The sequence below is a fragment of the Paenibacillus alvei DSM 29 genome (assembly GCF_000293805.1).
GTDB classification, from domain to species: Bacteria; Bacillota; Bacilli; order Paenibacillales; family Paenibacillaceae; genus Paenibacillus_B; species Paenibacillus_B alvei.
Genome location: NZ_AMBZ01000015.1, coordinates 1 through 24,233 on the forward strand (window position 1 = coordinate 1; position 24,233 = coordinate 24,233).

A 24,233-nucleotide genomic window follows, 5' to 3' on the forward strand; every position below is an offset into this window, starting at 1 on the left:
CCTTATGAATTGAAGGCTTTCATAGTTGTCGATCTCCCCCAAGAGATTAAAGCTTGTGTCGATTATTCGTATGGCTTGCATATCACATCACCTTTAGCCATAGATCACCGGCAACGATGTCCGGCGGCTCTGTCGGGCCGATCATAACGCGTAGCCCCGTTTTGTTTTGAATGCTCCCGAACCATTTGTCCCACGCATCCTTTATTTGATCGAGGGAGCCGTTCCAAACCCGCCACATTTCTTGGACGGGAATATCAATAAGGCTCGATACAAGCCCACACGCTGCTGTCAGACGCTCGTCCGTAATGTCTCCTGCCGCGATGCTCGTCGCCCCTTTTCGGATGCGAACCTGCGCAAGCCCTAACTCCTTAACAGTCTTTGTGATTTCCAAACCTGGAACGACTGGCGTACTCGAAAATTCGCCCTTTTTTACAACTACACTAATTTTCCGCGCTGGTTCGTCCCAGCGTAAAACAATCCTATCGATTCGATCTAACATTGTGTCAGATTGAGCTAACGCTTTCGGAAGTTCTGCATCATTGTGATACATATACCCCCGGATGAAGGCGTAACCCGTGTGGACGACGATACCAAGCCCGGATCCCGGCACGACTCGCAACCCTACATTCCCATTCTCTGTATACAATCCATCTGATAGAAATCGGTTGAAGTATTCGGCGAAGTCGCTCGCCAGATACTCCCGCCGATCATCTGCCGTCGAGTTGAAAAACCTATATTTCTCCATAATCCCCCTCCTATGCCCCGTTGTATCTATTACGATAACTGATTATGACGGATGCAGGCTCCACTTCGTCATCACTCGTATATGAAACTATGTTGTCTCCTACCCGCAACCACCAGAAGCTGCTGCCGTAGTCGATCCAATACAGCACGTTGGTACGATTGCCAGCTGCATCCTCCACTTCTACCCGCTTATTGCCGAATTCCGTTGTGACTATCAACTTATCGGATGCGAGCAGTCGACGGTTAATCTGGATATACTCACCTGTTGTTCGATTCGTTAGGCGCGGGTTTCCGGCTGGCCCTCTAAACTCGCAACGGATAGGAGTATCCACATCCCCGTTATTCACTATGTTTATCGTTTTTGGCCCACTCTCCGCAAAGATCGTGGGGAGTACGAGCGGAAATGTCATGCCACCGATCCAGGTCGCAATGACTTGGCTTTCCTCGAATTCGTCCAATAGGAATGGATCTGGGCATAAAAAAGACACGTTGAACAACTGGTGGCTCACGTGCCTTTCTCCCCATATTGGACCTTCGTCGGCTATTGCGCCGATCGTATAACTTTTAAAGTCATTCTTGTACACCAATTTACCGCCAGCCTGCGGATTTAGCACCCGTGACAGCTGGCGACGTAGCATGTACATTTCCTCTTGATTTTTAGCGATGATCGCCCCGCGAAGGGTGATCATGCGGTCATTGATCGCAACGCGGGAAACGCTGGAACCGTCTTGATACGGGCTTCGAGTCTTGTAGATTTCGGCATCCGCTCCACCTAATCCCTCAACGGTTGTCAGAATGAATGGCCCTGACGATCCGAAGGTGATGCTCTCGCCTCGGTCGTTTGTGTACTTGAGTATCTGCACGGAATCACCCCCTAAAGCATCTGTGCAAGCTTGCGGTTAGCCCGTGAAATGTCGCTAGGACTTGTAACAGGAGTATTGAAGTTGTTCGTGACCGAAAAAACAGTACCGCGAACTGGTTCGGGATCTGACTTGCTGCCAGATGATCCGCTCCCTGACGATCTCCCCGAAGATACCGAGCTAAGAGCTGATACAGCTGCACTTCTTGCTGAATCGATTTGTCGGTTGATGTTATCGATCAGCGTCTGGATCTGACTTACTTTATCTGCGAACCCTTTGTACATTTTTTCCCCGAGCGTTTGCCCCGTGATGTTGTACGAGTCGCCGAAACCCTTTAGCAATTCAATAATGTCCTCTTGCTGATTCTGGACAATCATCTTCTCAGCTTCAGCCTGCAAATTCTTGGCCGATAACAGTTGGTTGTAATGCTCCTGAGTTGCCGCAAGCTGTTGATCCATAGCAACTTTGTTCGCTTCCGCGATTTGATTTATGCGTTCTATTTCAAAATCACGGTCTTGTTGCATCATTTCCTTTTTCTCAGCAAGCTGTTGCTTGATACGGTCGGTTTCTTCTTTCAACTTATCGCGCAGGCTCTTTTCCTCTTCCTTCAAAGCGTCCTTCTTGTCTGAGAGTTGCTCTTGCTGATGTCGCTTTTCTTGCTCGGCCATAATCTTGTTTATTTCTTTCTGGATTTGAAGCCGGTTGAACTCTAAAGGCTCGTATTCTTGCTTAGCCTTTAACCGCTCAATTTTCTTTCGATCCTCTTCGTCCAGCTCTGCTCGTGTTTTCTGCTTTTCACCTTGTTCAAGGGCGGCGAGTTCATCTTGAATAGCTTGGACTTGGGCATTCAGAACACTTTCGATTGCTGCAATTTCTGCAGCAGCCGACTTTTCAGCCTCCTTGATGCGACTGTCATACATTGACTTTACGATTTCGAGTTGATCTTTCTTCCACTTCTCGTTAGCGGCTAGAGAATCCCTTATCCGGTCCTCTTCCGCTTTCTTCTCAGCTTGGTATTTCTCACGAAGAGCGGACTGAATGCCCTGTGACAGCTTGTTGATGTCGTCTATTTGTTGTTTCTGCTTTTCCTGCGCTTGCTTCCGCACTTCCTCCTGATACTTGCTTTCCAGTTGCAAACGCTCGTTTGTTGCCTTGCGGATCTCTTCTGTGACTTGACGTTCAATTTCGCGTTTTTCAGCAGCAGTATAGCGAGAGTCAGCCTTGACCTTTTCGAGATAGTTCTTGTTGATCCAAATTTGATCGTTGAGAAGCTTTTGACGAAGATTCTTCTCTTCCTCCGCCGTTAATTTCTCACGAGCTATACGATCCTCCGCTGCGGCCTGTAACTGCTGCTTCGTATATTCCACCGCATCTGTACGAATCTTTTTTCAGCCTCAACCTTGCGCTGTTGAGCCTCAAAGATCATATCGTCGATACGCTCGCGTTCCTCGGCTGAATCTACATACTTCTTCTTGATCGCTTGCAGCCTAATGATCTCGTCATTTTCATTGAGCTTGTTCAGAGCCTTAGACCGCTCGTAGTCCTTCAATGCTTTTTCGAGGGCGCTGTCTCCGAGTGCTTTTCGAACCTCATGTAGTCGTTCCTCTATTTCCATGCGCTCTTCGGCTGTTTTAACATGCTTGGCTTTTATCTTTTCAAGCATGCTTAACTCGCTTTCGAGTGACAATTGGTCGAGTCGTTTCTTATGTTCAAGAAACTTGTATGCCTCCTGCAGAGGCTTATTTTCATATGCCTCTTTCTTCTCTTTTTCTTTTTTCCTTTTTATCGTCGTCACCAGTTGGGACCTTTGGAATCGGTGGGACGACGATAGGAGGAAGTTTGATATCCTCCGGTTTAATATTTATCAATTCCTGCAGACTTGCCGCCTCGCCTCGAAGACGAGTGAGCTGATCATTCATAGCCTTGATTGCTTTTTCGGCAAGCCCAGAAGATCCCGCTATTTTGGTGATCGATTCAGCAATTGCGATTGCTGCTTCCTGCTTCGCAATTGCTGTTTTCTTTTCTTGAAGTGCCTCACGCGCTTTAACCTGGATGCTTTGCCAATCAGCCTCAATCTCTTGCTTCTTAACTAGCAAGAGCCCTTCTACCGCCTTGGCGTTAAGCCCAGTGGCGGTGTTCAAATGAGGGAACATATTAGCAAGTTGATTCTGTGCGCCTGTCCACTCCTGCGTTCCTTTTTTGGCGTTCTTATATGTCTTCAAGAGATTTTCAACTGATGTTAGCTCTTGCTTTCTACGAGCTATTCCCTCGGCCTTTTGGTTCAGTTCTGCTGTTGTTTCCCTATTCGCGTCCTTGACGGCTTTTGAATAAATGTTCAAGGTATCTTTCAACTGACCCATTGATTTAGCTGTAAGCTTTCCATTGTCGTCTACATATTCCAACGTGACACCAAATTTCTTGGCATCTTCGTCCACTTCTTGGAGCTTTACACCTAACTTGTCAGCAGCAGCTTGCAGCGCTCCAACATTATTTCCAGTTTTCGCAGCATCGGACTCTGCAGCAACTTCAATTAGCTTTTTATACGTGTCAATAAGCTCATTCAGCTTAGTGATTTTCTCTTCGGTCGCTGCTACTTCTTCACGATTTATGCCGTTCTGCTGTATCCACTGCAATTCTTCCTGTGCCTGGGCTAATTGACGCGTAGCCTCTTCTGCCTCATTCATGCTATTTTTGATTGCGAAAAAGACCCCGATTGCTGCGCCTATGCCGGTAATGATCAGTCCGATAGGGTTGGTCATTAGCCATATCATGGACGCACCAAGCGCCTTTATCACCGGTATGAGATTGGATATAGCAAATGCTAACTGACCCAATACTAGCAGGGCAGGCCCTAATGCCGCTGCGAACGCCGCCCATCCAAGTATTTGTTTTTGTGTGCCAGTGTCGAGTTGCGCGAACCACTGAGCTGTTTCTGCAATCTTATCAATTACCGGTTGCAAACTCTCAAAGACGGCCAGAAGCGCCGGCACGAGAGCATCCCCCATAGTAATGGCAGAGTCATTTATTTTGTTTCGAAGAATCTGTATCTTACTGGCGGTCGTCTCGTAGCGTGTCTCAGCCTCTTTTGTCAGGGCGATATTCTCGGCCCACGCCTTCGTTCCGACTTCCATACTGTTTCTAAAGAGGTCTCCCGCTCCAGATGCACGAAGCAATGTATCCCGGACACGGATTTCACTCAGACCGAGCTTGTCTAGCATAAGGAATGTATTTTCCCCCGCCTTTGACATGCGCCCCAAGCCTTCAACAAACGCAATCAACGCCTGTGACGCGTCGCGTTGGAAGGTCTCTTTGAACTGTGCTGAAGTCATGCCAGCGACTAAGGCAAAGTTGTCCAATGATTTGCCGCCGGTTTGTGCAGCCATTGCCATGTCGATCATCACACGGGAAAAGGCTGAACCACCCGCTTCTGCTTCTATACCTACGCTTGAGAGAGAACCTGCGAATGAAAGAATCTGCGCCTCGGTCAATCCGATCTGATGCCCTGCACCAGCAAGACGCAGCCCCATTTCGACAATCTCACTTTCAGTCGTAGCGAGGTTGTTTCCAAGAGCAACCACTGTCGAACCCAATCTGTCGAAGTTTTTCTGCGGCATCTGCGTGATGTTTGCGAGCCGCGCGAGTGCAGTTGCAGCCTCATCGCTTGCCATGTTTGTGGCCACGCCCATATCTGTTATGGTACGTGTGAAGCCCATCAGGGCTTCATTTTTAATTCCGAGCTGCCCCGCTGATTCAGCGACCTTTGCAATTTCTGTCGCTGCAGCAGGTATTTCCTTGGACATGTCTCTGATACCATGGCTAAACTTAGCAAGTTCCTCTTCCGTCGCGTCTACTGTCTTCCTGACCCCTGTAAATGCCGTCTCATAGTCAACGGATGCCTTTAGTGCTGCCCCGCCAGCAGCCGCCAGCGGTGCCGTAATCAGCATAGAAAGGCTTGCCCCTGCTTTTGTCAATGCTGCACCGACCGCTTCAAGTTTCCGCGCAGCCGCATCAAGTGTGCCGGATAACTTGTTCCATGCATCTGCTTGCTTTGCAATATCTGCTGTCGTGGACTGCAACTCATGATGCATTCGGTTATATTGCGTTGTCGCTCGGTTTAATTGCCTTTCTAAGTTCTGAGTCTCGCGAGCATCCCGTCCTTTGGCTGCGACAGCCTCATCATGCTTACGCTTGAGCTGTAATATTTTCTGTGCTTGGATGTCCATCTGCCGTGAAAGGGCATCGGCTTTGAGTTTCAAACCTTCCTGAGAGTTGGCATGTTCTCCAAGCTTGCTTGATGCGGCTTGGAACTCGCTTTGAACGGCCTTCATCTGCCGCCCAAGTGCAGCCATCGAAGTTTCTACGCCCGTATCTTCCATTGATAGTTTCGTGACTAGATTGGCAACTTCGATTTCTGACATTTTTCGTCTCACCTCCCGTCAAATGAATTGGTCTATATAGCCCGCAGGCGCTGCTACCCGGTCAGGTGTTGCGTTATCCAGCCCGTTCACCTTCTTATGAATTTCCCATGATGCGAATAAACTTCGCGGTGTTGTATGCCAAAATTCATCTTCACCTTTGTTGAGCAAGACTGTGCCCATGTAATGCAACCAAGCCCAGTCCCAGCCTTCTTGCTCATTAGTGGCGGCTGTGGACTGGGAATCTAGTTTTTTGCTTCGGGTAGACTACCGGACGCTGCAAGTAGGAGTTGCTCCGCAATCTCCTGTATGTTCTGAGCGGATATCATGCTTCCGACTTGTTTTTCTGAAAGTAACTCGTCCTCGTGGATCAAACCAGCCCAAAGGAACGTGCGCACTGCTTTTAATGATCCAGTTGCTAACTCCTCAACGGCTTTTTTCTCAGACCCAAACTTTTCTTCGAGCGCACAAAAGGCGTTCAGGTCAAACACGATTGAGCGCTCTCTATCGAGCGTGATTGGTACTTTGTTAATTCGCATTGGGTTTGACATCAAATATCCCTCCTAAATTAAAAAGAGAGGGCAGTTTGCCCCCTCGTCAATTAGATATTATGGTTTTGTTGGTGCTGCTTCAGCGCTTGGCACCTCTTTAAACCAAGAGGCGACCAGCGCGGCACTTACTGGATCATTACTATCTGCTCTAAATCTCCAGTTTCCGTCGAATTGGCGCTTTAAAAAGGTACCTGTAATAGTAGGCGTTTGGAAAGCAGGTGTCCCTTCTTTTGTCTTAGCCTCTTCCGTTGGAAGCTTGAATTTCCCTTTCAGCAGCCAAGTATACCGGAAAGATCCGTCGCTCATGCTTCTACGGAATCCTAGAGCTACCTCTGGGGCCTGATCATCTGCATTATCGATTAACAACCCTTTATCATTAAGTTTGGAACCTAGCAATTCAGCCTGAATGGTAAATGGAAGATCCGCCACGCCGATTTCAACAGCGATTTCCCCAAGTGCATTCGCAGTAACTACCGGCCATCATCACCGAATAATGTTGCGGAGTTAACGGAAGGTGTCACATTTGCCTGGATTGCAGCACTAATTTTTTTCGGTACACCATACGTGGCTCCAGTGGCATCATCCTTGGTTAATACAGCATAGTAGATATCTTGCAACCCCACCGGAACCGTAATGTTGTTATTTTGTACGGCCATTAAAAATCACTCCTTGTAATAGTCTTGTATCTCAATACCTTGTGGTATGTCTTCGTTTCTTTCTCGTACCTATCAATTGCCCCGGTACGAACGAATCCCAGTTGCTCCATCGTGCGGTTAACTTCTATAGTTGCAGGGCCTGTATCTGACCCGCTCCATACGTCAACTTGATAGTGTATTTCGCTGGTCGTAGCTTGATCTTCGGCATAGTTCCCATCGAAGTTTGTCAATTCGAAGAAAGTCAAATAAGGGACTGTAATTGGCTTCTTGGGATTTTCGGGAACCACCTCCGGCCACACTTTAGCGCCGCCTAAAATAGAAACAAGCGCCGCATTATTCCTCAGCGCTTGCAATACCTTGGGTTTAAGGTTGATCACCCATCCCTCACCCCTCTTTGAAATTCCCGAATCATATGCTGTTCCACTGCGGCCTTTTGTTCATGGAAGGCAGGATATATGAAAGGTTGTGCCGGTGTCTTCTTTGTTCCGAATTCTAGGAAGTGGGCACGCCATCCAGTTTCCTTGCCGGGGCCAATCAGGACAAACTTTACTCCGTCTTGCCTCCGAACTCGTGACACTTTGATATCGTCTCGCATGTGAAGACTTGCCCTATCGGACACGGCTACCTTTTCCCGTTGAGCCTCGGCTATGATCTCGCCGCCTTCTTGAAGAGCCTTGTTCTCCAACCGCGCCGCGCCCGCGCCCAATCTGGATCGTATCGCCTGCAGCATTTCATTGATACCTTGCAACTCGACCCGCCCCTTAGACATCGTCCCTCTCCGTAGTCATGAGATGCGTTTCGGAACGATCACCTTTGAGATCGTCAAGAACCGCGTATATGTCATATATGCGGCCTTTCTCTAACACTCGCATGCCTGCTTTAATATCTTCTCGGTACCGAATTTTGAATCTTATCGTTTTCTCATACTGTACAGCAGCGGCCGCAAAGAATTCTCGTCCTCTAAGCGGTTCACGCGAAGCCCATACAGTTGTAACTTCTTCCCATGACGGATTTGGTGACGGGTATCCTGACTCGTTCTCAGAAAAAACTTTTTCTTGAATAACGATTCGCCTATTCAGCCTTCCAGAATTCAATTTCTGGTTGTACTTAAATGTTTGCAATCTACTCACCTTCTATCTGGATTGACTCAAGCGCTTTGCCAAGGTTCAAGTTTGTGATCTGCGTCTGAAAATTGTTGTAAAAAAATTCGAGCGCATCGTTATACGCATAACGGGAGCGCTCGAATATTAGTTCTTTGAACACTTCATGAGTGTGGATATCGTACTTCCCGCAAATCCTCGCCAAATCCTCGTGCGAAGCTCTTAGAATCCTCGTTAGGTTCCCGTCTTCATCATCGTCCAAGTGCATACGATCCTTGAATTCTTGCAGGATATCAGGTGTGATCAACTCACATCACTCCTTTAAGGCTTTCTCCGCTTCAATTGCTTCTTTCTTCCCCTTTACTTTTTCGCCATTAGAAAGCTCGTACATTCCGCCACCAACGTGTTTAGGGAACTCCTCACCTCCGCCGCTTGCATCCTCCTCAATTTCTTGGCTAACGGTCAGGAACATTACACCGTATTTGGGATGCACTTTAGACAGGAAAGCAACACGTTCAGCGTTTGCTTCGAATCCTTCTGCCGGGTAAATATCTCCCGGCTGGTAAACATGGCCGTCATGTTCTTCAGCTTTAAACCGATTGACTACCTTCGCCTGTAAAACCATAGCTACAACTCCTTTGCTTTATTTAATACCTAACTTACGGGTTTGGTACTGTCCCGCTCCCGAATTTGATATCTAAGTCATAAAGCAACGCTGCCTTGTTGTCTTTCGGTTTACCATTTGCAAACTGTTTGATTGTATAGAGCATTGCGTCTTCGATTGCGAGTGTCTGATCGAATTTGTTTGCTTTATACCCGCCAGCAAGTGCAGCAATATATTGGCCCTGAACAAAGAATAATGCTTTCTTATTAGGAATTTCTTCCGATTCGACAATTTTAACGTTGTAGGGCAGCGCTGTAACCCACTGTCCATTATCAGTTTGAATCGTGTTTCGAAATTGAACGCTGATTGCATCTACTGGATTCACAACCATAACTACCTTGTTTAACACTTTGCGAGCTTTCCCTTTTGCGTCGGTAGTCAATGCTTGAATCACATCATGCAATTCACCCGCAACCACTGTTCCGTGTTGGGAAGGTGCAAAAGTAAGCGTGCCAGACGATTTTTTATCTGTTACCGCGCCCGTCTGTGCATCTACATCTTTAATCAATCCAATCGGTTCACTTTGGGCTGGCCCGCGACCATTTATTAATCCGTATTCAAGTCCTACAGAATAACTTTCAATCAAAAGTGTTCGAACATAACGCTCAACCCACTCTGGTCCAAGCTCCAACATGTCTTTAGGAATAACCGCGAATGCTGTCAATTTTAAGTGTCCAATCTGTTCCTCACGGAACGCGGAACCAACTTGCCCTTTGATTTCACCAAACAAATTGCCCCAAGCATATGTTTTTGCTGGATCTGCGTAGATAAAACGTGTAACCGCGCCTAAGTCTAGCAGTCCAACCGCTTCCAACAGAGGATGCTCTGTTTTCAGTTCCTCAAAAACACGCTCTTGTGTAGTAATTGGAAGGATGGAATCTTCCGCAAACCCTCCAGAAGCAATGACTTGATTGAAGAATTTTTTCTCTTCTGAGGTTAGAACGTTTTGGCCTCTCGCCGATAGAATCTGACTGTCAATATTCTCATTTCGTACTTGAGATGTGATCTTATCGGTTAAATCACCAACAAGTGCATCCTGCATTTCGTTCCACGCTGTGGCTTGCTTTTCAGCGTCTGCACCCTCTTTAACCAGATTCATGTAGGCCGCTTTCTTTTCTTCAAAATTCTCCATCTTGCCATTCAGTTTCATTGTCATAATCAATGACCTCCATAATTGAAATTAAAAAAAGATCCGCGTTCCCGCTGTTACTACGGGTTTCGGATCTTCGTTTTTGGATTGATTTTTCAATTTATACAGCTCACTCTGCATCGAATTCAGTTGTGCTTTGAGCTGCGTAATTTCATCATCTTTACTGCCGGTTGCTGCATTTGCTATAGATGTTGCAAATCCAATATCAATCGCTTTTTGAGCACTGAACCAAGTTTCAGCGTCCACCATGTTACGAATTTCTTCGCGGCTGATATTTGACTTAGTCATGTAGATATCAATGATGCCCTCTTCAAGTTCGTCCAGTACACCCGCTTCTTTTCGCATATCAGTCTTGGTTCCCCAGACAAATGAACTGGCTTCGTGGATCATCAACATAGATCCCAATCCCATGACTAATTCATCTGCAGCCATGGCAATGACAGATGCAGCAGAGCAAGCCCAACCGTCAACATTGATGGTTACTTTACCATCATGCTTCTTTAGACGATTGTAAATCGTGATTCCATCGAAAGCATCACCACCAGGACTATTCAAATTGATAGTAATATCGCCATTAACAGTTTTCAGGGCATTATCAATGTCGGATGCTGACACTGAATCCTCCCACCATGAATCCCCTATGATACCGTAGATCGTGAACTCAGTCGTATTAGTCGCATCGTTGCGGAACGACTCGAATTTACGTTCAATTTTTTGTAACTGCTCAAAATATGATTGATTTTTAAATGTCTTGAAGTAGTCCTGCTTTGTAATTCTACTCATTGTTCGTTTCACCCCCTTTCCCGGTTGTAGCAGCAGATTCATAATTTTTCGTCAGTACATACTCTTCCAATATCGGGTTGTCCACTGCTTCATCCCCTAACTTTTTACGAATTTCATTTCCGTTATAGGTTCCACTTGCACGTAATTTGTCTACTGCATTAGCCACTTCTAGTGGGTCCATTTCTGCGACCCCATAAACTTCAATTCTTTTTCCTTTCACATAGTCGGCTTTTTCAATGATTTTTGCGTTTAATTCATCCTTAATCTTTTTAATGAGTGGTCTTATACAAAACTTGATATACGCCTTAATTGCCGTTTCATATTCTGACATATCTCCGTGAATAAGAGAATTTGGTATGCCTAAAATATTGGCAACATCATCTGTCAAATCGCGCTTTAACTTCCCGAGCTCTTCGACTGACTTCCCGTTATTTGATCCATCGTTGACCTCGTTATAATCAAAACCTTTCAACTTTGGCACAAGGGCTATTACATTCTTCTTAAATGATTTGAATAATCTGTCGATGAATTTTTGTAATTTCGTCTTCTGTTCATCATCAAGTGATTGCATCGAATCAATTGACACTGTACCTCGAATTTGATTGCTCAACTTCTGTGTTTCAATCATTCTAGTAAATAGATCCGAATAATCTTCGAATATACCGTCCATGAATAGGGACAGCTTTTCGTTGTTGTAGGTCATGTAAATGACTTCATTCATGTGAAAAATGCGTTTGAATGTGTAGTCTTTTACAGTCACGTTCCTAAAGATATCGGGATAGACCGCGTATTCTTCGCGTTCAAAACTATCTGCAATCAAGAGGTCGTTTGTATCGGATAGAACAACTAATACTTCGTTATCGTAAATTAAGCGATATATGAACTGCTGCCAAAAATCTGCCGCGGATTGATCTGTGTTTGGGCGAACATTAAGTAAGTAATCCCAATCATCACGAATTCTTTTCTTATCCTCGATGATTCTAAATTCACTCACGCTTATTGTTCTACCAATAAAATTAATACAGGTCTCAAGAGCCAGCTTCTTTAGGTATGATCGTGTTGAAGTGTCGTAAAATAGATCAAGGTCGAATAATGACTCTAGCTCACTATTCCGTTTAAAAACGCTATCAAGAAAGCCCATTCTGTTTCTCCCCCCCTTCTAAAAATCCAAGGAATCAAGTACGTCAAGTGAATCTGATACATCGCTTTCATTCAGTTCTTCAAATCGGTATAAGCCACACACCAGTGCTTGGAATCCGTCTGTCTTCCTTCTGATCGGCTCTTTTTTCCGTATACCTTGTTACCATCTTTTTTGATCGTCACCAGCACGTTATTGGTGTACCAGCGCATTAAAGGATTATCGCCCCATATAAACATTCGCTTCGAAAAATACATTTCGATACGTGGGGCCAACAGTCCGTGTATAGCCTCTGGTCTTCGGATCACCTCGACCTCAAACCCTACCGCCTCAAGCATTGGCTTAAGCATTTCCATGCGATAGTTATCACCTATGATCTTTTTAATGTTATATTTCATTCGCATATCAACAAACCAATTCACTATGTGTTCAAAGTTGATCATTTCCTCGTTTAAGACAGTTAGGAGCCCCTTGCTTTCCCATTCCTTGATAGGGGCAAATTTCTGCTTAGTCTCTACCTCTCGCATGGAATACCCGTAATACTTATCTACGAACTCCTTGCGAGCGAATGAGTGAGTTATGAAGGGAACCTTGCCGTCGTACTTGAAGACAAGCCCCACAGATGCAAAATCTCGTATCTGCGCAAAATCTAAGCAGCCAATGCATTCATTGCCTTCGAGATTAGGCATTGCCTGGTTAGTCGCTTCGATCTCTTTCCACTTGGCTACGGAACGTTCCAAGTCTGTCAGAGGTAAGTTCATGCGCTTTGTCATAAACTCTTCTCGGTTAGACGGATCGTCCGCGAGGTCTTCGTATTCTTCCTTGACGGTGTCGAATAACCCCTGTGCGTACTCATTTCTAGGCTCACTTAACATGGGATTGGCAAGTTCCCATAAGTCCGGATCATCTACTTCTTTTTCATCGTTGAGTTTGCAGATAAACGGGAATACCGAATTGACCCTAGCCTCGCCCTTGAGTACCTTCTTCGCTTTTTCCTTGAGCTTGTCTAGGAAACCATCTCGTACATAGCCATCTGTGCCAATGTAAAATTCACGTGGATTCTTCTTCTTACCTAATCCAGATATGTGTACTCGAACATCGACATTTGTTTCGAAATAGTGAATCTCGTCAAAAACAACAGCCCCGTCACGGAGTCCGTCTTTTGTGTTTCCGTTTGAAGTGCGGAACTTAAAAATGCTATCCGTCTTTTTGGATAGCACTTGCATGGCTGTAGGTTTAAAGTGTTTTAGCAGCGTAGGTTCTCGTTTGATCGTCTTTGCCGCTTCTTCGACTGACGTTTTAGCCTGTTCTTCTGAATTGGCTATAACAGATATGTTGTACTCACGGATACCATGTAACTCACTAATCAGAAAATGACATACAACTGTGATCAGCCCATTCTTACCGCCGCCGCGCCCCATCATCCACAGAAACTTTCTGTAAAACACTCTGCTGCTGTCCTTGAAAAATAAAAAAACGAAAGCTATCAAGAACTTTTGGAATGGTTGAAGTGGAAAATACCACTTTTCTGCAAACCGAATGCAGTTCTCGATCATTTCGTTATCGAAAAATACGTCTGGACGCGATAAAACATCCCGCTCCAAATATTCAATTAATAGCTCTCGTTCCTCATTAAATTTTATCTTTCCAGCTCGGTAAAGAGCTATATATTCATCGACATATTTTTGACGGATCATATTAAATCACTTTTCGATCCATTCCCAGAAGCGCTGATTTCCACTTTTGGCACATTCAAATTTAATGCGTCCAGTATCTTAATCATACGATCATTGGTCTTGTGTAAATCATTGATCGCTGGGTTCGATTTTGGCCCATGCATTCCAGAAACCTTGATTCCATTCGCTTTGATATCGTCCAGTAATTCGTTTTTTAAATCCCACAATGACATATAATCGCTCACCATGTCCTTGAGGTAATCGGCATTTATGCCGTTTGCTTTCAATTGTTTTTTCAGTTCGTTCTCAATTTTCTTCCTTAATTTCCCCCTGTCAACAGCAGACAACCAAATCTCCCCCTTTCATCAAAATTTACATTTATCCCCAATTCTTTATACGCACGAAAAAATCGAAAAAACTCGACAAAACACTCCCATCTCCGGTGCCCTAGGCTAGAGATTTTGCAAAACTTTTGACCGGGGGGGTGTTGCTGGTCTAACGCTTGTCGGCCCACCGCATTTAGGACACTTCAATCCATCACGAACCTTGTTCGTTGTCTCTTCGAATTCACAAGATTCATCGAGGCAATAGTATGTCAATCGTTTACTCTTCATCTACTCCGACCTCCTTCACCATTTTTCATCATGCTGCCACTTGTTAATGTTCTTCTCGAACACGCGACCATGCTCTTTGTTATGGCAAGCTACGCACACTGTCTCTAGGTTGTCTATATCAAGAGCTAACTCTGGATGATGTTCTAGTTCCTTTATGTGATGGACAACCAACTGTATCTTCTTTCGCTTGGCGCTCTCGCTATACTCATTCGTATCAATACTGACATAGCCATTGCGCTTACATTCCTGGCACTCGAAATTGTCGCGCTTCTTAACCTCTTCTCTCATCTGTTTCCAATCTTGGCTGTCATAGAACTTCCGTTTCTGTTCGATTGTTTTGTATTCTTTCATCATCTGTTTAGCCAAGAGCTGCGAATACCTTATGTAGTTCCGCTGCCATAGCCTCTCCCATGACTCGTCCAGCTTCTTCAAGGTTCTTTCTAACCATAGACAGATTTACTCTCACTTCATCGTCGAGAATGTCGCATGCATCTACCGGTATGTTTACCTGGTAAACAGCATCCTTTGTCTTAATGTTAGAAGCAATCATCGTTGAACCGCCTTGCTTGGCATTAGTCAATTCCTTTCGCGATACAAACAATGTCATATTCAATCCTGTTACTTGCATTTGTTATCCTCCTCGTATTGATTCTTGACTTCCTTATCAGATGGAAGTTTGTTTGTTTAATTTAAAGCGCCTAGTTACGAACCTCCATAACTGGAAGTCCTGCATCTTTGAGACATTCCCAAATACTAAGGAAGAAGCGATTAAACCATCTATGGTATTGGGTTCCGTATTCTCCATCATGAAGTTTATCAATATCCTTGATTCTTATTGGCCCACCTTGATAAGTAAGCGCAAGCTTGATGCAGTAAGCAGTGGTTCTGCCGCTCACTCTTCCGAACTTGTTATATGCCCCCGTTATCAAATACTCTCGTTGCCACTGGTGAAGTTCAAAACCTAGCGCCCTTTCGATGATTGGAATTGTCGCCCCCCAATCTACTTCCTTATCTTTCAATAACCCGTGATATGTTCCGTGATGATGATTCGGACTGCAGCAATACTCTTTTCCGTTATTCCTCTTAATACCTTCGTAATTATGACCGCATACTGGACAGTGTTTCATGCTTCGCCCTCAATCCTTTCCCGTAGCTCGTCCATACGTGCTTTGATTTTTGCCTGTTCCTTTGCCTCCATCCGTTCCACAGCACGGTGATCTGCACTCGGATTCGCGAACTGCCGCTGTATGTTCCTGACCTTTTGCTGCAATTTCTTTACTTCGTCGTCCGAATAGAATGCAACATACTCCTTACCGCAGTGCGTACATGTGAGATATATCTTCTCTATCCCGTTTCCCATATCGGCCTGCTTGAAATCTGTTGCAATGAATTGTTCACCACACCCAGCGTCACACGTTGCTGTTATACCGTTCATATCCTCACCCTTTCAGACATAATAAAAAGCCGCTCGTTAGAGCGACTTGTAATAAAGTGCAAATTTATTGGATGTTATCCCGTGGTTTTATTCCATCCATCAGGATATTAGTGCAAATAAAAGTACCGCCCCCTAAGGAGCGGCTATGGAGGAAGGTTATAAATAACAAGTTAATTAGACGCTGCGCGGTTTCCACCGGAAGTGTACGGTATATCGCTACATTCTGCGTCCGTACCCGGAGTTGTTACCCGCGCGTCATCGTGTTTCCCTTTGCGTCTATATTACTATCTTACATTGGTTTTTCCTAATGACCTGCAAGAATCCTGCAAAAAGTCTGCAACGTTTTTATCCGCAATCTTTAGATTTTGTCGGCTTGTCCTCTTCGAATGCCTCTAGCCTTAGCGCAAAAGCTAACCTGTACATTGCTTTGGACTTGGCATAATAATAGGTTCGTTCCGACATGTAAAGATCCGTATATACGCTAACATCCGTTACATACTCGTCATCCAGGTATCTTTTTTCTATGATGAGACGCTGCCGCCTAGCCAGTCGCCCGACTGCACGCATAGTCTGTTCATACTCTCTTTGTATCTCTTCTTCGCGGTCTACGTTATGCATGGCTATATCTGCGGTCTGGTCTGAGGTAACATTGGTATTGCTTCGCGGCATGTCGCTGTATACTGCCGTTACCTTTGCCTCGCGCCGTATGAAACCGAATCGTTTGTATAGTCTCGCTGATTCCAACCGTTCCTCAACGCGCCGCCATGTCTCCTTCTCATCCAGTTTGAACATTGAGAGTTGTCCCATTCTCATCCCTCCAATAGCTCGTATAAGTCCATCTGGCCATCCTCTGATATATAATCCGATGCATCTATGACATAACCGCGTAGCAGCCAAGCAGGTTCTACTTCTCTTGAATCTTCCGCCACGCATTTAATCGGCTGCCCAGCTACGCGCTGCTGCCCTTTATACCGGTTGTCCCATGTTTCGGCTGCTCTATCCGTCCATACCCAATGTGTCTTAGCAGTTATTTTGTTCATAGCTTGTCAGCTCCAACGTTTCTGAGTTTGTCCGCTATTCGGTCGGCATCTTCTTTATTTCCACGCATAGCTAACGTGCCTATGGCATCAAGGATGATGTCTTTCACTTCGTCCGCTCGTTTCTTCTCGGCTCCACACTCTTCCCGGAGCTTCAAAAAGTTGGCCTTTAGCGCGTGGTAATCGCAGTTGATCCGTGCCAGTTGTTCTTTCAGTTCGTCGTAACATTCCGCCTTGATACGATACTGCTGTAGCCAGTAACCAAGGCGTTCCTCCTCCCTTTCCGCCGATAGATATATGACACCTGGTTCCCGGCTACGTAGTGTTTCAAGCTCCAAATTCTTAACAAGCATCCAATCATCTTGCCAGTCTCTTGCTGGTTGCTGTGTTGTTTCAGGCATCCTTACTATCTCCTTCCCGTCCGTGATAGTGTTTATGTTCATGCTTATTGATTGTTACGAAATTGAATCCATGTGCCAGGAATGCCAATCCTACGAATACCAACGGCCATTCTAGCCAGTCATACATGTGCCCCTTCTCCTTTCAGCAGGTGAGGGTGTTCGTATATGTTGCCTATAACTTCACTTAATGGATTTACATCGAATCCAGTCCAACCACCGTTTCCTGCATTACATTTGTATAATCCAAATGGCACAGCCTTGAATTTTGCTTGTCGCGAATCGTAGCAGATAATGGTGACTTCCCCTCTTGTTCTTGCTCCGCTGGGGAAGATATCACCCTCATATATCTCCTGCCCATTGCGGTCATGCAGCCCTGTGAATTGCATCAACTTCATTTCATCATCCGAATTGCCCCGGACGTAAAATCCCCATAGCGGACTGAAGGCTGCTACCTTTCCGTTCGGATCAAGAAACACCTCATAATCCATCTGCTCTTTGAAAACGTCCCACGCTCTGAACTTGATTTGTCTACTCATCCCCTAACCCTCACCTTCCGAATATTCTCCTAGTAGATTGGTTTCAAAGTTCATGAAGCTTCGTTCTGCAGCCTTTCTAATCGTTTTATCTTCGTAATCTACTTCAAAATGCGTTCCGCTCAGATTGAGTTGCTTGGCATAAGCGAATATTTCTATTTCATCCACAAGGACGATAGCTCCGTCAGATTCACGTTGATAGAAGAATCGTTGTTCCGGTTCAAGTTTGATTGTGATCTCATCAAATGATGGTTTAATCTGTTTACTCATCCCCTACCACCTTCCAATTCGCTCATCTTGTCATACCACCAACTCTTTACTTTCCTGTTTAGTGCCCTTTGTTGTTGTGCGTCTATTGCTCCATGTTCCTTCATCTGCTTTATAGCCAGCAGCCAATAATCTGAGTAATTGCCGATTACTTCACTGTTTTTATAGAGATTATTACTCATCACCATACCTCCCCATTATTTGTGCGACCGCCATAGGTCGAGGCCGTCTGACGTGGTTTTTCTGGACATATTCGTGTAGCTTCTGACATGATGGACAGTACTCATATCCGCCTGTTTGAAGTGATGCACATTCTTTGCACATCTCGTTATCGCAAGTCTCGTAATAGCTTCCGATCATATGCCCTTTTTCATCTTTGACAGTTGTCCAAGCTGTTCCTATCACGAAGTCACATAATTGTGTTGAATCATTCTTTTTACAAAAAGGACATGGGTGTTTCGGCATTTTTACAACGTTACTCATCCCCTGTACCTCCTGACTGGATGATTTCCTTTTTCAAATAGATCATTTGCCGCGTTACAAGGCTCTTTACATCCACTTCCCAATAGCAACATGTCTCTGTACCGTCATCACACAAAGGCAATCTCAATTCCAGATTCGATTGCTCATACACCTTGTAGCGAGTGGTTTTCTTTCCACATAACATGCACGGTTTAGATTCACTCGATGAGCTATACCATACTTTCATGACTGCTTCCCCTCCTCCTGTATGCGTTGTATGTCTACAACGATCTCACTTGTTCCAGCGCACTCATCGCATACATCGCCATAACTTGTGCCATGACCAGAGAAGCCACTACCGCCGCATGTTGGACACTCTTGAGTCACGTATTCGGCATCTTCTTCATCCTCCTCTGGAGCAATAAAGTCCGGATCGTTTGGGTGATAAACTCTCCTTTTCTGCGCCTGTTCACGTTCATATCTCAATCTATTTTCTTCTTCTCGCCATTCGTCCCTGTGGTTTTCATATGGATCCATTCCGTTCTACCCCTTCCTGTATGCGTTGTATGGTATATGAAAGTAGATTGATATCATTTGTGTAGTCGCACCTTGTACACTTGAAGAGTCCCATTTTCTCGTTTATTTTCAGTTCATCCCTCACGATTATCATTGTTTTTAGTGCGTCTTGGAGCCGCTGGTTTAGCCGTTCCACTTCTTCCTCCGCTGCAATTGCACGCCGTATAGCGTGTGGCGCAACTACTTCATACACCATGTCTTCTATCTCGCTCGTATTTCTCGTGATAGATTCGAGTATCCCAAGATCTTTCTTTAAGTCACGCTTATTCATGTTCACTCTCCCCTCTGTATGCGTTGTATGGAGGCTACCAACGACTTTAAATCATCCTTCAGCCAACGATAGTGTTCTTCATACCCAAAACCTTCTCCAAAAACAGCAATCGGTTTATTAGCTAGATGCTCTAATCGCTCGAAGATTCGTTCGTTCTCTTCTTTCAGCCGTTCTACTTCTTTGATCTGCTTATAAGCTTCATGTATGAACTTTTCCGCGCGTTCTTGCTCGGTATAGAACTTTTCTTTCAGCCGTTCTACTTCTTCCCATCCTGCCTTTTCTGATTCAATCAGGGCACATAAATCATCCGAATCCGCCGTTACTTCTGCATTTCCGCAACTTGCTTTTAATAAGTAGAGATTTAATCCCCATGCTTCTCTGGTCTCATCTGTTAGCCGCTTATTCATTCTGTTCACTCTCCATTGATATACTCCATGACTTCATCGAACGTAAATTTTTCTGTAATAGCTGGATGCATGAACTGCTCCCATGCCGTTTTATAAGAGCACATAAACATATAAGCCGTATCTTTAAGTGCTTTAGCTACATTCTCTAGTTCCAATACGTTCACTCACCTTTCAGATATCCCAATTCTGTAGCAAGCTTTCGAATGGCTTTCATATCTTCTTCTGGATAGCCCCAATGTGGGCAGTATAAGCCGCCGTATCCGTTATTGTGGTTGGCATCATCATCCCCAAAGATGAAATCTTTGAAGTCGTTCACAAGCCCCCACATTGTTCCTCCACTGGTAAAGTAATATTGATGTTTAGTAGTCTTGTGAGATGAACCTTTCTGCATATGAAGCGGTACGCCAGTGTAATAATCGATATACCAAAGCTTCCGCCCGTCCCAAACAAAGTATGATGTTCTCTCTTTGGAGCTAGAATGAAGAAAGCAGCGGCCACGGCTGGCGATTTCACGAATGATTTCATTCACTATGTCAATGCGTTGTTCTCTTGTCCGTTTCATATCCTCTATCTCTCCCCTTAGAGGGCCCGAAGGCCCTAGACTTCATTTGGATAAATATCAATCTCTACTGGCTGCTCAAATGTCCAATATACGGTTGCGTGATCGCCCGAGAATGCTTCATCCAAAACAGCCTGTAGACGCTGCATAACGTCTTCTGTGATGCAATCACATACGCGATCTTCCCAACCCTCATACATGTCTGGATATTGGTTATCGATATAGTCTTCGATCATGCGTTCAGCGCTCGGTTGCCATCTTTGATTCTCGATGGTGTACCAGTGTTTGTATTCATGGTGCGGTTCCCCCAGCTCAATGATTTCTCGCTTCAATTCGGCTACCGTGTATACTGTGCTGTGTTCCTCCCTACCAATTTCCACATCGTCCGCTAATTCCGATAGCTTTAGTACCTCTGTCATCGTTCTACACTCTCCCTCGCCTTTTGTAACTGCTCCATAACTCTATCCCGTTCCTCGGCAGCCGCTGACCATCTAGCGTTAGCCGTCGTGATCCGTGCCCTAGATGCGCCTAACCCAAGTGACCGACGTGCCTCTGCTGCCTTCTCCGTTCGTTTCTCGGCTGCTACCAATTTCCGTTCCAACGCCGCTATTTGGTTCATGTTCTCTCCCCTTGGGCTTTGCCCTATAGATTCAATACGAGTTGGCCAACTTGTGCTGCAGCAACGGGATTAATCCATAGAATCTCTTCCCTACTGGCGCCGTTTTCCGCCTTTGCCTTCTTTGTTTCCCGCTTCCAATGTTTCAATCTATCGTCGTATATTTCATGGGCATATCCGGACAACAATACGGGTCCAGGATGCTTATCTAATTCATCCAGCAGTTCTATATGGTCGCTTTCCGTCATCTCGAAGCGATAGCTCGAAGTTGTTCTCGTTGCCATGATGTAAGGTGGATCGGCATATATAAGGACATTTGGTCGCCGATAGCGTGGAAGTAACTTCATCGTTGGTTGATTTTCTATCTGTACACCTATTAGACGTTCCGCCACCACTGCGATCTTTTCTGGGAATTGAATCCACTCTTTGCCTGGTAAAGGTCCATTCGCTTCTATCATGCTGCGCCATCCTGTGCGGTGTGATGTTTTTCCGCCGCGACCCTGCCAGAGCCTCACTAGCAGCCTGCGCGCTCTTTCAAGTTCATCCTCTATTGCTTCATAGCTGTGATAGTATTCCTCGCGGCTATGTGGAGTCCATTGAACCACATATGCCAGCTCGTCCGGTCTTTCGCGGATTACTCGAAACAAGTTCACTATTTCCCCATCTATGTCATTTACCGTTTCCAGCCGGCTGCGTTCCTTCGAGAACAGAACCGCACCCGATCCAAAGAACGGCTCTAAATACGTCTCATGCTCCGGCATGTTTGATATGATCCAGTCCGCCATGCTCCACTTCGATCCCGGATAGTGCAATATTCTTGGTATGCTCATGCCCTCTCTCCTTCCTTGCGTTAGTATTCTAGGAAGCAACCGCAGCCGCCGATGTCAAATAAATCTATTTGCATATCATTTTCGATCTCATAATGTAGATCCCTGATGGTAAAAGGCTTACCATCACGTTTCATAAAGCTATATCTTTGGACTTCCATGTACACACTGCTAGCAGTCGGATGAATGTATAGTTTCGGCCGAACTGCTCGGTCGTAAAAGTAATCACGATATGCATCATCCAGACGCTGCAACTCCATCTCTTCTAATTCTGGCGGCAGTTCCGCAGCCTTGATGTAACGGTAAGCTGATACGCAATTCCAAAGGTAGTGTTCTTGCTCCATAATCCTCCTAAAGACTGCTGGCATTCGCTTTTTAAGCAACTTATAATGCCCTTGTCCAGCCTTTACGCAGCGCCCATTACAGTTGTTATGCGAAAAGCCGTAATCATACATTTTCGGCTGCCGGATGCCGTGCTTCAGTAGAATTTTATCTGTCCATATGTTGTGGTCTATCAATGGCATTTCCACCCGGAACGGTGCCCAGTTCTTTACTATTGCTGGCTGCCGGTGCATCTCGTCGAAACCAATTCCGAAGTAAAGCGTGGCGCCAGTGATAAAGTCCTCTTGCCTCAGATACTCGCGGTTCCGCCATTTCTCGATGGCTGGCGGCCTTCCTTTCATGAGAAAATCACGGGCTACCTTCATTTTCAGGAGTTTCGAGCAATCACCGATCCGGGAATTGAATACAAGCTTCTTCTCGAACATGAGCTGCAACGGATTCAATCCGGCGCTGTGCGTGAGCATTGGCAAACGCAGCTTGTCCGATGCCTCATCAATAAAGCGGTACAGGTCTTCGTGCTCCCAAAGTGTGTCTGTAAAGTACAACAGGATATTGTCTTCCGGGTACTGAGTTTGAACCCAATCGGCCGCTGCAAAACTGGCCTTTCCGCCAGAAAAGAATATGATGTGGTTCATGCTCTCCCCCTAGTCATCAAACCACCCGTAACCGAACGGTTTTTCTTGTGTCGAAGCGCTCACTATATCCTTCATAAGCTCACCGAAGGTTATCGCGTTCTTTTCCGAGAGTGATTCTATGAACCGCTTTTCCTGCGCTTTCAATCTTCGGCCTGCTGCCGTTGATAGCAGTTCCATAATCGGCTCCACCCGCTTCATTTTCAGTCGTTCTTCTATCTCTGCCTTTTTCAATTCGGCTTGTCTTCGGTTGTGTTCTTCCCAATCTTGTTCATCAAACCAGAAATGGTTCCCGTGCCGAGTTCTGTATATCAGAATCCATTTCTGTAGCTCTTCCTCGTTATCTTGGATTCTCGTGTGGCAAAATCGATTGACACGCATCCCGTTTGTTTTCACACCTCTGCCGCCTCTCCCGCGTGGCATGACGTGGTGGGTATCATCATCCGGTCTTCCGCAGCCACATTGACAAATTCCGTCCGCTTCCTCGATTAGCTCTTTAACTACATCATGCGGAAACTCCGCCCGATCTGCGCGGGTTGGCGTGTGTTGATGATGAGCTAGGATCTGTTTCCTCCACGGTTGAATCTCTTTCTTTTTCTTCTTGACGAATGCCAATTTCCGACCCTCCTAATCGTGGTGTCTTCTGTTCCAACGTTCGAACGCTTCGTTTATGTCAATAGCTAGTCCAGTAGCAGCAAAACAGGTTTTGCAGCTGATTCTATACCCGCCATATTCCTCTATCACCTTTGGAGAGTCTCCGCAAAAAGGGCAATCCTTTGTACCCGCTTCGCTTGTTCCGTTATTCAATGGCTTTTCCCGCTTCCGTTGCTTGGCATCCTTGATGGATACACTTCCCGTGGAACGATATACACTGTATGCCTCCTGTTGCTGCTCCGCTGGTAGACCGGATAGTTCATAGGCGGTAGACATATTTACATTGCCTTCTTGCAGCTCTGCCTTAAACTCAGGAGCGAGGTTCTTTGATATTGCTTCCATCCTCGCAACCTGTGTTGGTGATACGTCCAATGTGCTTGCAATGAGATCCCTCAATCTTCCTGGTATCTTGTCCCGCTTCTTGATCTGTTCCAGAATTGTTCGCATCTCTTCTGCCTGCTTGATTTTTTCCCAGTCGGATAGTTGTCTCGCTGTTGAATTGGTTGTGATGAGCAGCAGCTTTTCGCGTAGCTCATCCTCTTCGGTTTCTATGATGCAGGGCACTTTCTCAAACTCCCGCTTCCCCTCTTCTGCCAGCGATAAGGCTGCGAGACGTCGACGGTGGCCTGCAATTACTCTGTATTTGTCACCGACGGGCTTCACGATCAGGTTTTGCTTGATTCCAAATGTGGCAATCGATAGTTTCAGTTCCTCGATCTGCTCCGTCGAGTAAAAGTTATCTTCGGATGGTTCTAGATCGTACACGGATATGTGCGATATTTTGTAATTGCTTACTGGCTGCTGTTCCTCTGATTTCCCGCTACCATTCAACAATTGGTTGAGGTTGAACTTTGCCACTATGC

At 45.5% G+C, this 24,233-nt stretch carries 42 protein-coding genes and 1 pseudogene; all 43 read right to left on the bottom strand.

All coding sequences use genetic code 11. The annotated features are described in order from the left end of the window. Positions 1-82: 82 nt before the first annotated feature. Positions 83-745, bottom strand: coding sequence for a hypothetical protein (locus tag PAV_RS29395; protein WP_005545857.1), 663 nt, complete (start codon positions 743-745; stop codon positions 83-85). A 10-nt stretch (positions 746-755) separates the two neighbouring features. After that, complete coding sequence (locus tag PAV_RS29400) at positions 756-1,607, bottom strand: distal tail protein Dit (RefSeq protein ID WP_005545855.1); 852 nt, start codon at positions 1,605-1,607, stop codon at positions 756-758. An 11-nt stretch (positions 1,608-1,618) separates the two neighbouring features. Beyond that, positions 1,619-2,971 (bottom strand): hypothetical protein, encoded by a 1,353-nt coding sequence (locus tag PAV_RS29405; RefSeq protein ID WP_005552059.1) that lies wholly within the window; start codon positions 2,969-2,971, stop codon positions 1,619-1,621. After that, the gene (locus PAV_RS29410) at positions 2,923-3,399 is read right to left on the bottom strand and encodes a hypothetical protein (protein ID WP_005552060.1); all 477 of its coding nucleotides are present in this window, start codon (positions 3,397-3,399) and stop codon (positions 2,923-2,925) included. Before PAV_RS29410 ends, PAV_RS29405 begins: the two co-directional genes overlap by 49 nt. Further along, on the bottom strand, positions 3,350-6,022 hold the full coding sequence (locus PAV_RS32895; RefSeq protein ID WP_005552061.1) for a phage tail tape measure protein: 2,673 nt from the start codon (positions 6,020-6,022) through the stop codon (positions 3,350-3,352). Before PAV_RS32895 ends, PAV_RS29410 begins: the two co-directional genes overlap by 50 nt. An 18-nt stretch (positions 6,023-6,040) precedes the next feature. Next, positions 6,041-6,202 carry a hypothetical protein gene (locus tag PAV_RS35440; RefSeq protein ID WP_167549053.1) on the bottom strand — a complete coding sequence of 54 codons (162 nt, stop codon included), beginning with the start codon at positions 6,200-6,202 and terminating at the stop codon, positions 6,041-6,043. A 62-nt stretch (positions 6,203-6,264) separates the two neighbouring features. Beyond that, positions 6,265-6,570, bottom strand: a complete 306-nt coding sequence (locus PAV_RS29420) for a hypothetical protein (protein ID WP_005552062.1) — start codon at positions 6,568-6,570, stop codon at positions 6,265-6,267. A gap of 57 nt (positions 6,571-6,627) precedes the next feature. Then, positions 6,628-6,999 (bottom strand): major tail protein, encoded by a 372-nt coding sequence (locus PAV_RS29425; protein WP_005552063.1) that lies wholly within the window; start codon positions 6,997-6,999, stop codon positions 6,628-6,630. 41 nt (positions 7,000-7,040) lie between these two features. Then, positions 7,041-7,226 (bottom strand): major tail protein, encoded by a 186-nt coding sequence (locus tag PAV_RS33990; RefSeq protein WP_005552064.1) that lies wholly within the window; start codon positions 7,224-7,226, stop codon positions 7,041-7,043. Further along, positions 7,226-7,603, bottom strand: a complete 378-nt coding sequence (gene gp17, locus PAV_RS29430) for a tail completion protein gp17 (RefSeq protein WP_005552066.1) — start codon at positions 7,601-7,603, stop codon at positions 7,226-7,228. Before gp17 ends, PAV_RS33990 begins: the two co-directional genes overlap by 1 nt. Beyond that, positions 7,600-7,995: an HK97-gp10 family putative phage morphogenesis protein gene (locus PAV_RS29435; protein WP_005552067.1), complete on the bottom strand. Its 396-nt coding sequence runs from the start codon at positions 7,993-7,995 to the stop codon at positions 7,600-7,602. The genes gp17 and PAV_RS29435 overlap by 4 nt, the downstream gene beginning before the upstream one ends. Further along, positions 7,988-8,356 (bottom strand): phage head closure protein, encoded by a 369-nt coding sequence (locus tag PAV_RS29440; protein ID WP_157267391.1) that lies wholly within the window; start codon positions 8,354-8,356, stop codon positions 7,988-7,990. Before PAV_RS29440 ends, PAV_RS29435 begins: the two co-directional genes overlap by 8 nt. After that, positions 8,349-8,594 (bottom strand): hypothetical protein, encoded by a 246-nt coding sequence (locus PAV_RS29445; protein WP_051135247.1) that lies wholly within the window; start codon positions 8,592-8,594, stop codon positions 8,349-8,351. The genes PAV_RS29440 and PAV_RS29445 overlap by 8 nt, the downstream gene beginning before the upstream one ends. Positions 8,595-8,639: 45 nt before the next feature. After that, positions 8,640-8,951, bottom strand: coding sequence for a hypothetical protein (locus tag PAV_RS29450; RefSeq protein WP_005552072.1), 312 nt, complete (start codon positions 8,949-8,951; stop codon positions 8,640-8,642). A gap of 34 nt (positions 8,952-8,985) precedes the next feature. Continuing rightward, positions 8,986-10,146, bottom strand: a complete 1,161-nt coding sequence (locus PAV_RS29455) for a phage major capsid family protein (protein WP_005552074.1) — start codon at positions 10,144-10,146, stop codon at positions 8,986-8,988. Between the two features lie 24 nt (positions 10,147-10,170). Then, positions 10,171-10,923 carry a head maturation protease, ClpP-related gene (locus PAV_RS29460; RefSeq protein WP_005552075.1) on the bottom strand — a complete coding sequence of 251 codons (753 nt, stop codon included), beginning with the start codon at positions 10,921-10,923 and terminating at the stop codon, positions 10,171-10,173. Further along, entirely contained in the window at positions 10,916-12,064 is a 1,149-nt protein-coding gene (locus PAV_RS29465) for a phage portal protein (RefSeq protein ID WP_005552077.1), read from the bottom strand. The genes PAV_RS29460 and PAV_RS29465 overlap by 8 nt, the downstream gene beginning before the upstream one ends. An 18-nt stretch (positions 12,065-12,082) precedes the next feature. After that, a pseudogene (locus PAV_RS29470) lies at positions 12,083-13,758 on the bottom strand (terminase TerL endonuclease subunit). After that, positions 13,755-14,084, bottom strand: a complete 330-nt coding sequence (locus PAV_RS35445; protein WP_005552080.1) for a P27 family phage terminase small subunit — start codon at positions 14,082-14,084, stop codon at positions 13,755-13,757. Before PAV_RS35445 ends, PAV_RS29470 begins: the two are co-directional and overlap by 4 nt. 282 nt (positions 14,085-14,366) lie before the next feature. Then, the gene (locus tag PAV_RS29480) at positions 14,367-14,702 is read right to left on the bottom strand and encodes an HNH endonuclease (RefSeq protein ID WP_040737297.1); all 336 of its coding nucleotides are present in this window, start codon (positions 14,700-14,702) and stop codon (positions 14,367-14,369) included. 7 nt (positions 14,703-14,709) lie between these two features. Beyond that, positions 14,710-14,979: a hypothetical protein gene (locus tag PAV_RS29485; protein WP_005552085.1), complete on the bottom strand. Its 270-nt coding sequence runs from the start codon at positions 14,977-14,979 to the stop codon at positions 14,710-14,712. Between the two features lie 70 nt (positions 14,980-15,049). After that, a complete protein-coding gene (locus tag PAV_RS29490; RefSeq protein WP_005552086.1) occupies positions 15,050-15,478 on the bottom strand; it encodes a hypothetical protein in 429 nt (142 codons plus the stop codon). Beyond that, on the bottom strand, positions 15,475-15,786 hold the full coding sequence (locus tag PAV_RS29495; RefSeq protein WP_040737285.1) for a hypothetical protein: 312 nt from the start codon (positions 15,784-15,786) through the stop codon (positions 15,475-15,477). The genes PAV_RS29490 and PAV_RS29495 overlap by 4 nt, the downstream gene beginning before the upstream one ends. A 345-nt stretch (positions 15,787-16,131) precedes the next feature. Then, positions 16,132-16,593: an ArpU family phage packaging/lysis transcriptional regulator gene (locus PAV_RS29500; RefSeq protein ID WP_005552088.1), complete on the bottom strand. Its 462-nt coding sequence runs from the start codon at positions 16,591-16,593 to the stop codon at positions 16,132-16,134. Between the two features lie 2 nt (positions 16,594-16,595). Beyond that, positions 16,596-16,826, bottom strand: coding sequence for a hypothetical protein (locus PAV_RS29505; protein ID WP_005552089.1), 231 nt, complete (start codon positions 16,824-16,826; stop codon positions 16,596-16,598). Continuing rightward, on the bottom strand, positions 16,823-17,224 hold the full coding sequence (locus PAV_RS29510; protein WP_005552091.1) for a hypothetical protein: 402 nt from the start codon (positions 17,222-17,224) through the stop codon (positions 16,823-16,825). The genes PAV_RS29505 and PAV_RS29510 overlap by 4 nt, the downstream gene beginning before the upstream one ends. Next, positions 17,217-17,351 carry a hypothetical protein gene (locus tag PAV_RS37090; protein ID WP_005552093.1) on the bottom strand — a complete coding sequence of 45 codons (135 nt, stop codon included), beginning with the start codon at positions 17,349-17,351 and terminating at the stop codon, positions 17,217-17,219. The genes PAV_RS29510 and PAV_RS37090 overlap by 8 nt, the downstream gene beginning before the upstream one ends. After that, positions 17,344-17,760: a YopX family protein gene (locus tag PAV_RS32900; protein ID WP_005552095.1), complete on the bottom strand. Its 417-nt coding sequence runs from the start codon at positions 17,758-17,760 to the stop codon at positions 17,344-17,346. Before PAV_RS32900 ends, PAV_RS37090 begins: the two co-directional genes overlap by 8 nt. A 3-nt stretch (positions 17,761-17,763) precedes the next feature. Continuing rightward, positions 17,764-18,027, bottom strand: a complete 264-nt coding sequence (locus tag PAV_RS29525; RefSeq protein ID WP_005552096.1) for a hypothetical protein — start codon at positions 18,025-18,027, stop codon at positions 17,764-17,766. After that, positions 18,024-18,206, bottom strand: a complete 183-nt coding sequence (locus PAV_RS29530; RefSeq protein WP_005552097.1) for a hypothetical protein — start codon at positions 18,204-18,206, stop codon at positions 18,024-18,026. The genes PAV_RS29525 and PAV_RS29530 overlap by 4 nt, the downstream gene beginning before the upstream one ends. Next, the gene (locus tag PAV_RS29535; RefSeq protein WP_005552098.1) at positions 18,199-18,507 is read right to left on the bottom strand and encodes a hypothetical protein; all 309 of its coding nucleotides are present in this window, start codon (positions 18,505-18,507) and stop codon (positions 18,199-18,201) included. The genes PAV_RS29530 and PAV_RS29535 overlap by 8 nt, the downstream gene beginning before the upstream one ends. Then, complete coding sequence (locus PAV_RS29540) at positions 18,500-18,733, bottom strand: hypothetical protein (protein ID WP_005552099.1); 234 nt, start codon at positions 18,731-18,733, stop codon at positions 18,500-18,502. The genes PAV_RS29535 and PAV_RS29540 overlap by 8 nt, the downstream gene beginning before the upstream one ends. Beyond that, positions 18,730-19,023 (bottom strand): hypothetical protein, encoded by a 294-nt coding sequence (locus tag PAV_RS29545; RefSeq protein ID WP_005552100.1) that lies wholly within the window; start codon positions 19,021-19,023, stop codon positions 18,730-18,732. Before PAV_RS29545 ends, PAV_RS29540 begins: the two co-directional genes overlap by 4 nt. Continuing rightward, on the bottom strand, positions 19,010-19,333 hold the full coding sequence (locus PAV_RS29550) for a hypothetical protein (protein WP_005552102.1): 324 nt from the start codon (positions 19,331-19,333) through the stop codon (positions 19,010-19,012). The genes PAV_RS29545 and PAV_RS29550 overlap by 14 nt, the downstream gene beginning before the upstream one ends. A gap of 2 nt (positions 19,334-19,335) precedes the next feature. Then, positions 19,336-19,740, bottom strand: coding sequence for a hypothetical protein (locus PAV_RS29555; protein ID WP_005552103.1), 405 nt, complete (start codon positions 19,738-19,740; stop codon positions 19,336-19,338). 5 nt (positions 19,741-19,745) lie between these two features. Then, complete coding sequence (locus PAV_RS35055; protein WP_157267393.1) at positions 19,746-19,895, bottom strand: hypothetical protein; 150 nt, start codon at positions 19,893-19,895, stop codon at positions 19,746-19,748. A gap of 5 nt (positions 19,896-19,900) precedes the next feature. Then, entirely contained in the window at positions 19,901-20,302 is a 402-nt protein-coding gene (locus PAV_RS29560; protein ID WP_005552107.1) for a hypothetical protein, read from the bottom strand. A gap of 35 nt (positions 20,303-20,337) precedes the next feature. Continuing rightward, entirely contained in the window at positions 20,338-20,718 is a 381-nt protein-coding gene (locus PAV_RS29565) for a hypothetical protein (protein WP_005552108.1), read from the bottom strand. Further along, the gene (locus PAV_RS29570) at positions 20,715-20,918 is read right to left on the bottom strand and encodes a hypothetical protein (protein ID WP_005552109.1); all 204 of its coding nucleotides are present in this window, start codon (positions 20,916-20,918) and stop codon (positions 20,715-20,717) included. The genes PAV_RS29565 and PAV_RS29570 overlap by 4 nt, the downstream gene beginning before the upstream one ends. Before the next feature lie 23 nt (positions 20,919-20,941). After that, complete coding sequence (locus PAV_RS29575) at positions 20,942-21,745, bottom strand: DNA adenine methylase (RefSeq protein ID WP_005552110.1); 804 nt, start codon at positions 21,743-21,745, stop codon at positions 20,942-20,944. Positions 21,746-21,765: 20 nt separating this feature from the next. Next, positions 21,766-22,719: a phosphoadenosine phosphosulfate reductase domain-containing protein gene (locus PAV_RS29580; protein WP_005543846.1), complete on the bottom strand. Its 954-nt coding sequence runs from the start codon at positions 22,717-22,719 to the stop codon at positions 21,766-21,768. A gap of 9 nt (positions 22,720-22,728) precedes the next feature. Further along, positions 22,729-23,331 (bottom strand): hypothetical protein, encoded by a 603-nt coding sequence (locus tag PAV_RS29585; protein ID WP_005543847.1) that lies wholly within the window; start codon positions 23,329-23,331, stop codon positions 22,729-22,731. Positions 23,332-23,343: 12 nt separating this feature from the next. Further along, positions 23,344-24,228 (bottom strand): ParB N-terminal domain-containing protein, encoded by an 885-nt coding sequence (locus PAV_RS29590; protein WP_005552111.1) that lies wholly within the window; start codon positions 24,226-24,228, stop codon positions 23,344-23,346. Positions 24,229-24,233 lie beyond the last annotated feature (5 nt).

Bases quoted from the DNA above. Each gene is read 5' to 3' on its own strand.
- PAV_RS29550 (WP_005552102.1), bottom strand. From the start codon at position 19,333: ATGAATAAGCGTGACTTAAAGAAAGATCTTGGGATACTCGAATCTATC.
- PAV_RS29560 (WP_005552107.1), bottom strand. From the start codon at position 20,302: ATGAAACGGACAAGAGAACAACGCATTGACATAGTGAATGAAATCATT.
- PAV_RS29575 (WP_005552110.1), bottom strand. From the start codon at position 21,745: ATGAGCATACCAAGAATATTGCACTATCCGGGATCGAAGTGGAGCATG.
- PAV_RS29485 (WP_005552085.1), bottom strand. From the start codon at position 14,979: ATGCAAGTAACAGGATTGAATATGACATTGTTTGTATCGCGAAAGGAA.
- PAV_RS29540 (WP_005552099.1), bottom strand. From the start codon at position 18,733: ATGAAAGTATGGTATAGCTCATCGAGTGAATCTAAACCGTGCATGTTA.
- PAV_RS29455 (WP_005552074.1), bottom strand. From the start codon at position 10,146: ATGACAATGAAACTGAATGGCAAGATGGAGAATTTTGAAGAAAAGAAA.
- PAV_RS29445 (WP_051135247.1), bottom strand. From the start codon at position 8,594: ATGCACTTGGACGATGATGAAGACGGGAACCTAACGAGGATTCTAAGA.
- PAV_RS29530 (WP_005552097.1), bottom strand. From the start codon at position 18,206: ATGAGTAATAATCTCTATAAAAACAGTGAAGTAATCGGCAATTACTCA.
- PAV_RS37090 (WP_005552093.1), bottom strand. From the start codon at position 17,351: ATGTATGACTGGCTAGAATGGCCGTTGGTATTCGTAGGATTGGCATTC.
- PAV_RS29465 (WP_005552077.1), bottom strand. From the start codon at position 12,064: ATGGGCTTTCTTGATAGCGTTTTTAAACGGAATAGTGAGCTAGAGTCA.
- PAV_RS29480 (WP_040737297.1), bottom strand. From the start codon at position 14,702: ATGAAAGAATACAAAACAATCGAACAGAAACGGAAGTTCTATGACAGC.
- PAV_RS29435 (WP_005552067.1), bottom strand. From the start codon at position 7,995: ATGTCTAAGGGGCGGGTCGAGTTGCAAGGTATCAATGAAATGCTGCAG.
- PAV_RS29500 (WP_005552088.1), bottom strand. From the start codon at position 16,593: ATGGGACAACTCTCAATGTTCAAACTGGATGAGAAGGAGACATGGCGG.
- PAV_RS29555 (WP_005552103.1), bottom strand. From the start codon at position 19,740: ATGAATAAGCGGCTAACAGATGAGACCAGAGAAGCATGGGGATTAAAT.
- PAV_RS29420 (WP_005552062.1), bottom strand. From the start codon at position 6,570: ATGTCAAACCCAATGCGAATTAACAAAGTACCAATCACGCTCGATAGA.
- PAV_RS29490 (WP_005552086.1), bottom strand. From the start codon at position 15,478: ATGAAACACTGTCCAGTATGCGGTCATAATTACGAAGGTATTAAGAGG.
- PAV_RS29510 (WP_005552091.1), bottom strand. From the start codon at position 17,224: ATGCCTGAAACAACACAGCAACCAGCAAGAGACTGGCAAGATGATTGG.
- PAV_RS29495 (WP_040737285.1), bottom strand. From the start codon at position 15,786: ATGAACGGTATAACAGCAACGTGTGACGCTGGGTGTGGTGAACAATTC.
- PAV_RS29505 (WP_005552089.1), bottom strand. From the start codon at position 16,826: ATGAACAAAATAACTGCTAAGACACATTGGGTATGGACGGATAGAGCA.
- PAV_RS29450 (WP_005552072.1), bottom strand. From the start codon at position 8,951: ATGGTTTTACAGGCGAAGGTAGTCAATCGGTTTAAAGCTGAAGAACAT.
- PAV_RS29545 (WP_005552100.1), bottom strand. From the start codon at position 19,023: ATGGATCCATATGAAAACCACAGGGACGAATGGCGAGAAGAAGAAAAT.
- PAV_RS33990 (WP_005552064.1), bottom strand. From the start codon at position 7,226: ATGGCCGTACAAAATAACAACATTACGGTTCCGGTGGGGTTGCAAGAT.
- PAV_RS29570 (WP_005552109.1), bottom strand. From the start codon at position 20,918: ATGAACCAAATAGCGGCGTTGGAACGGAAATTGGTAGCAGCCGAGAAA.
- PAV_RS32895 (WP_005552061.1), bottom strand. From the start codon at position 6,022: ATGTCAGAAATCGAAGTTGCCAATCTAGTCACGAAACTATCAATGGAA.
- PAV_RS29395 (WP_005545857.1), bottom strand. From the start codon at position 745: ATGGAGAAATATAGGTTTTTCAACTCGACGGCAGATGATCGGCGGGAG.
- PAV_RS29535 (WP_005552098.1), bottom strand. From the start codon at position 18,507: ATGAGTAACGTTGTAAAAATGCCGAAACACCCATGTCCTTTTTGTAAA.
- PAV_RS29525 (WP_005552096.1), bottom strand. From the start codon at position 18,027: ATGAGTAAACAGATTAAACCATCATTTGATGAGATCACAATCAAACTT.
- PAV_RS29460 (WP_005552075.1), bottom strand. From the start codon at position 10,923: ATGAGTAGAATTACAAAGCAGGACTACTTCAAGACATTTAAAAATCAA.
- PAV_RS29580 (WP_005543846.1), bottom strand. From the start codon at position 22,719: ATGAACCACATCATATTCTTTTCTGGCGGAAAGGCCAGTTTTGCAGCG.
- PAV_RS29565 (WP_005552108.1), bottom strand. From the start codon at position 20,718: ATGACAGAGGTACTAAAGCTATCGGAATTAGCGGACGATGTGGAAATT.
- PAV_RS32900 (WP_005552095.1), bottom strand. From the start codon at position 17,760: ATGAGTAGACAAATCAAGTTCAGAGCGTGGGACGTTTTCAAAGAGCAG.
- PAV_RS35440 (WP_167549053.1), bottom strand. From the start codon at position 6,202: ATGGGCACAGTCTTGCTCAACAAAGGTGAAGATGAATTTTGGCATACA.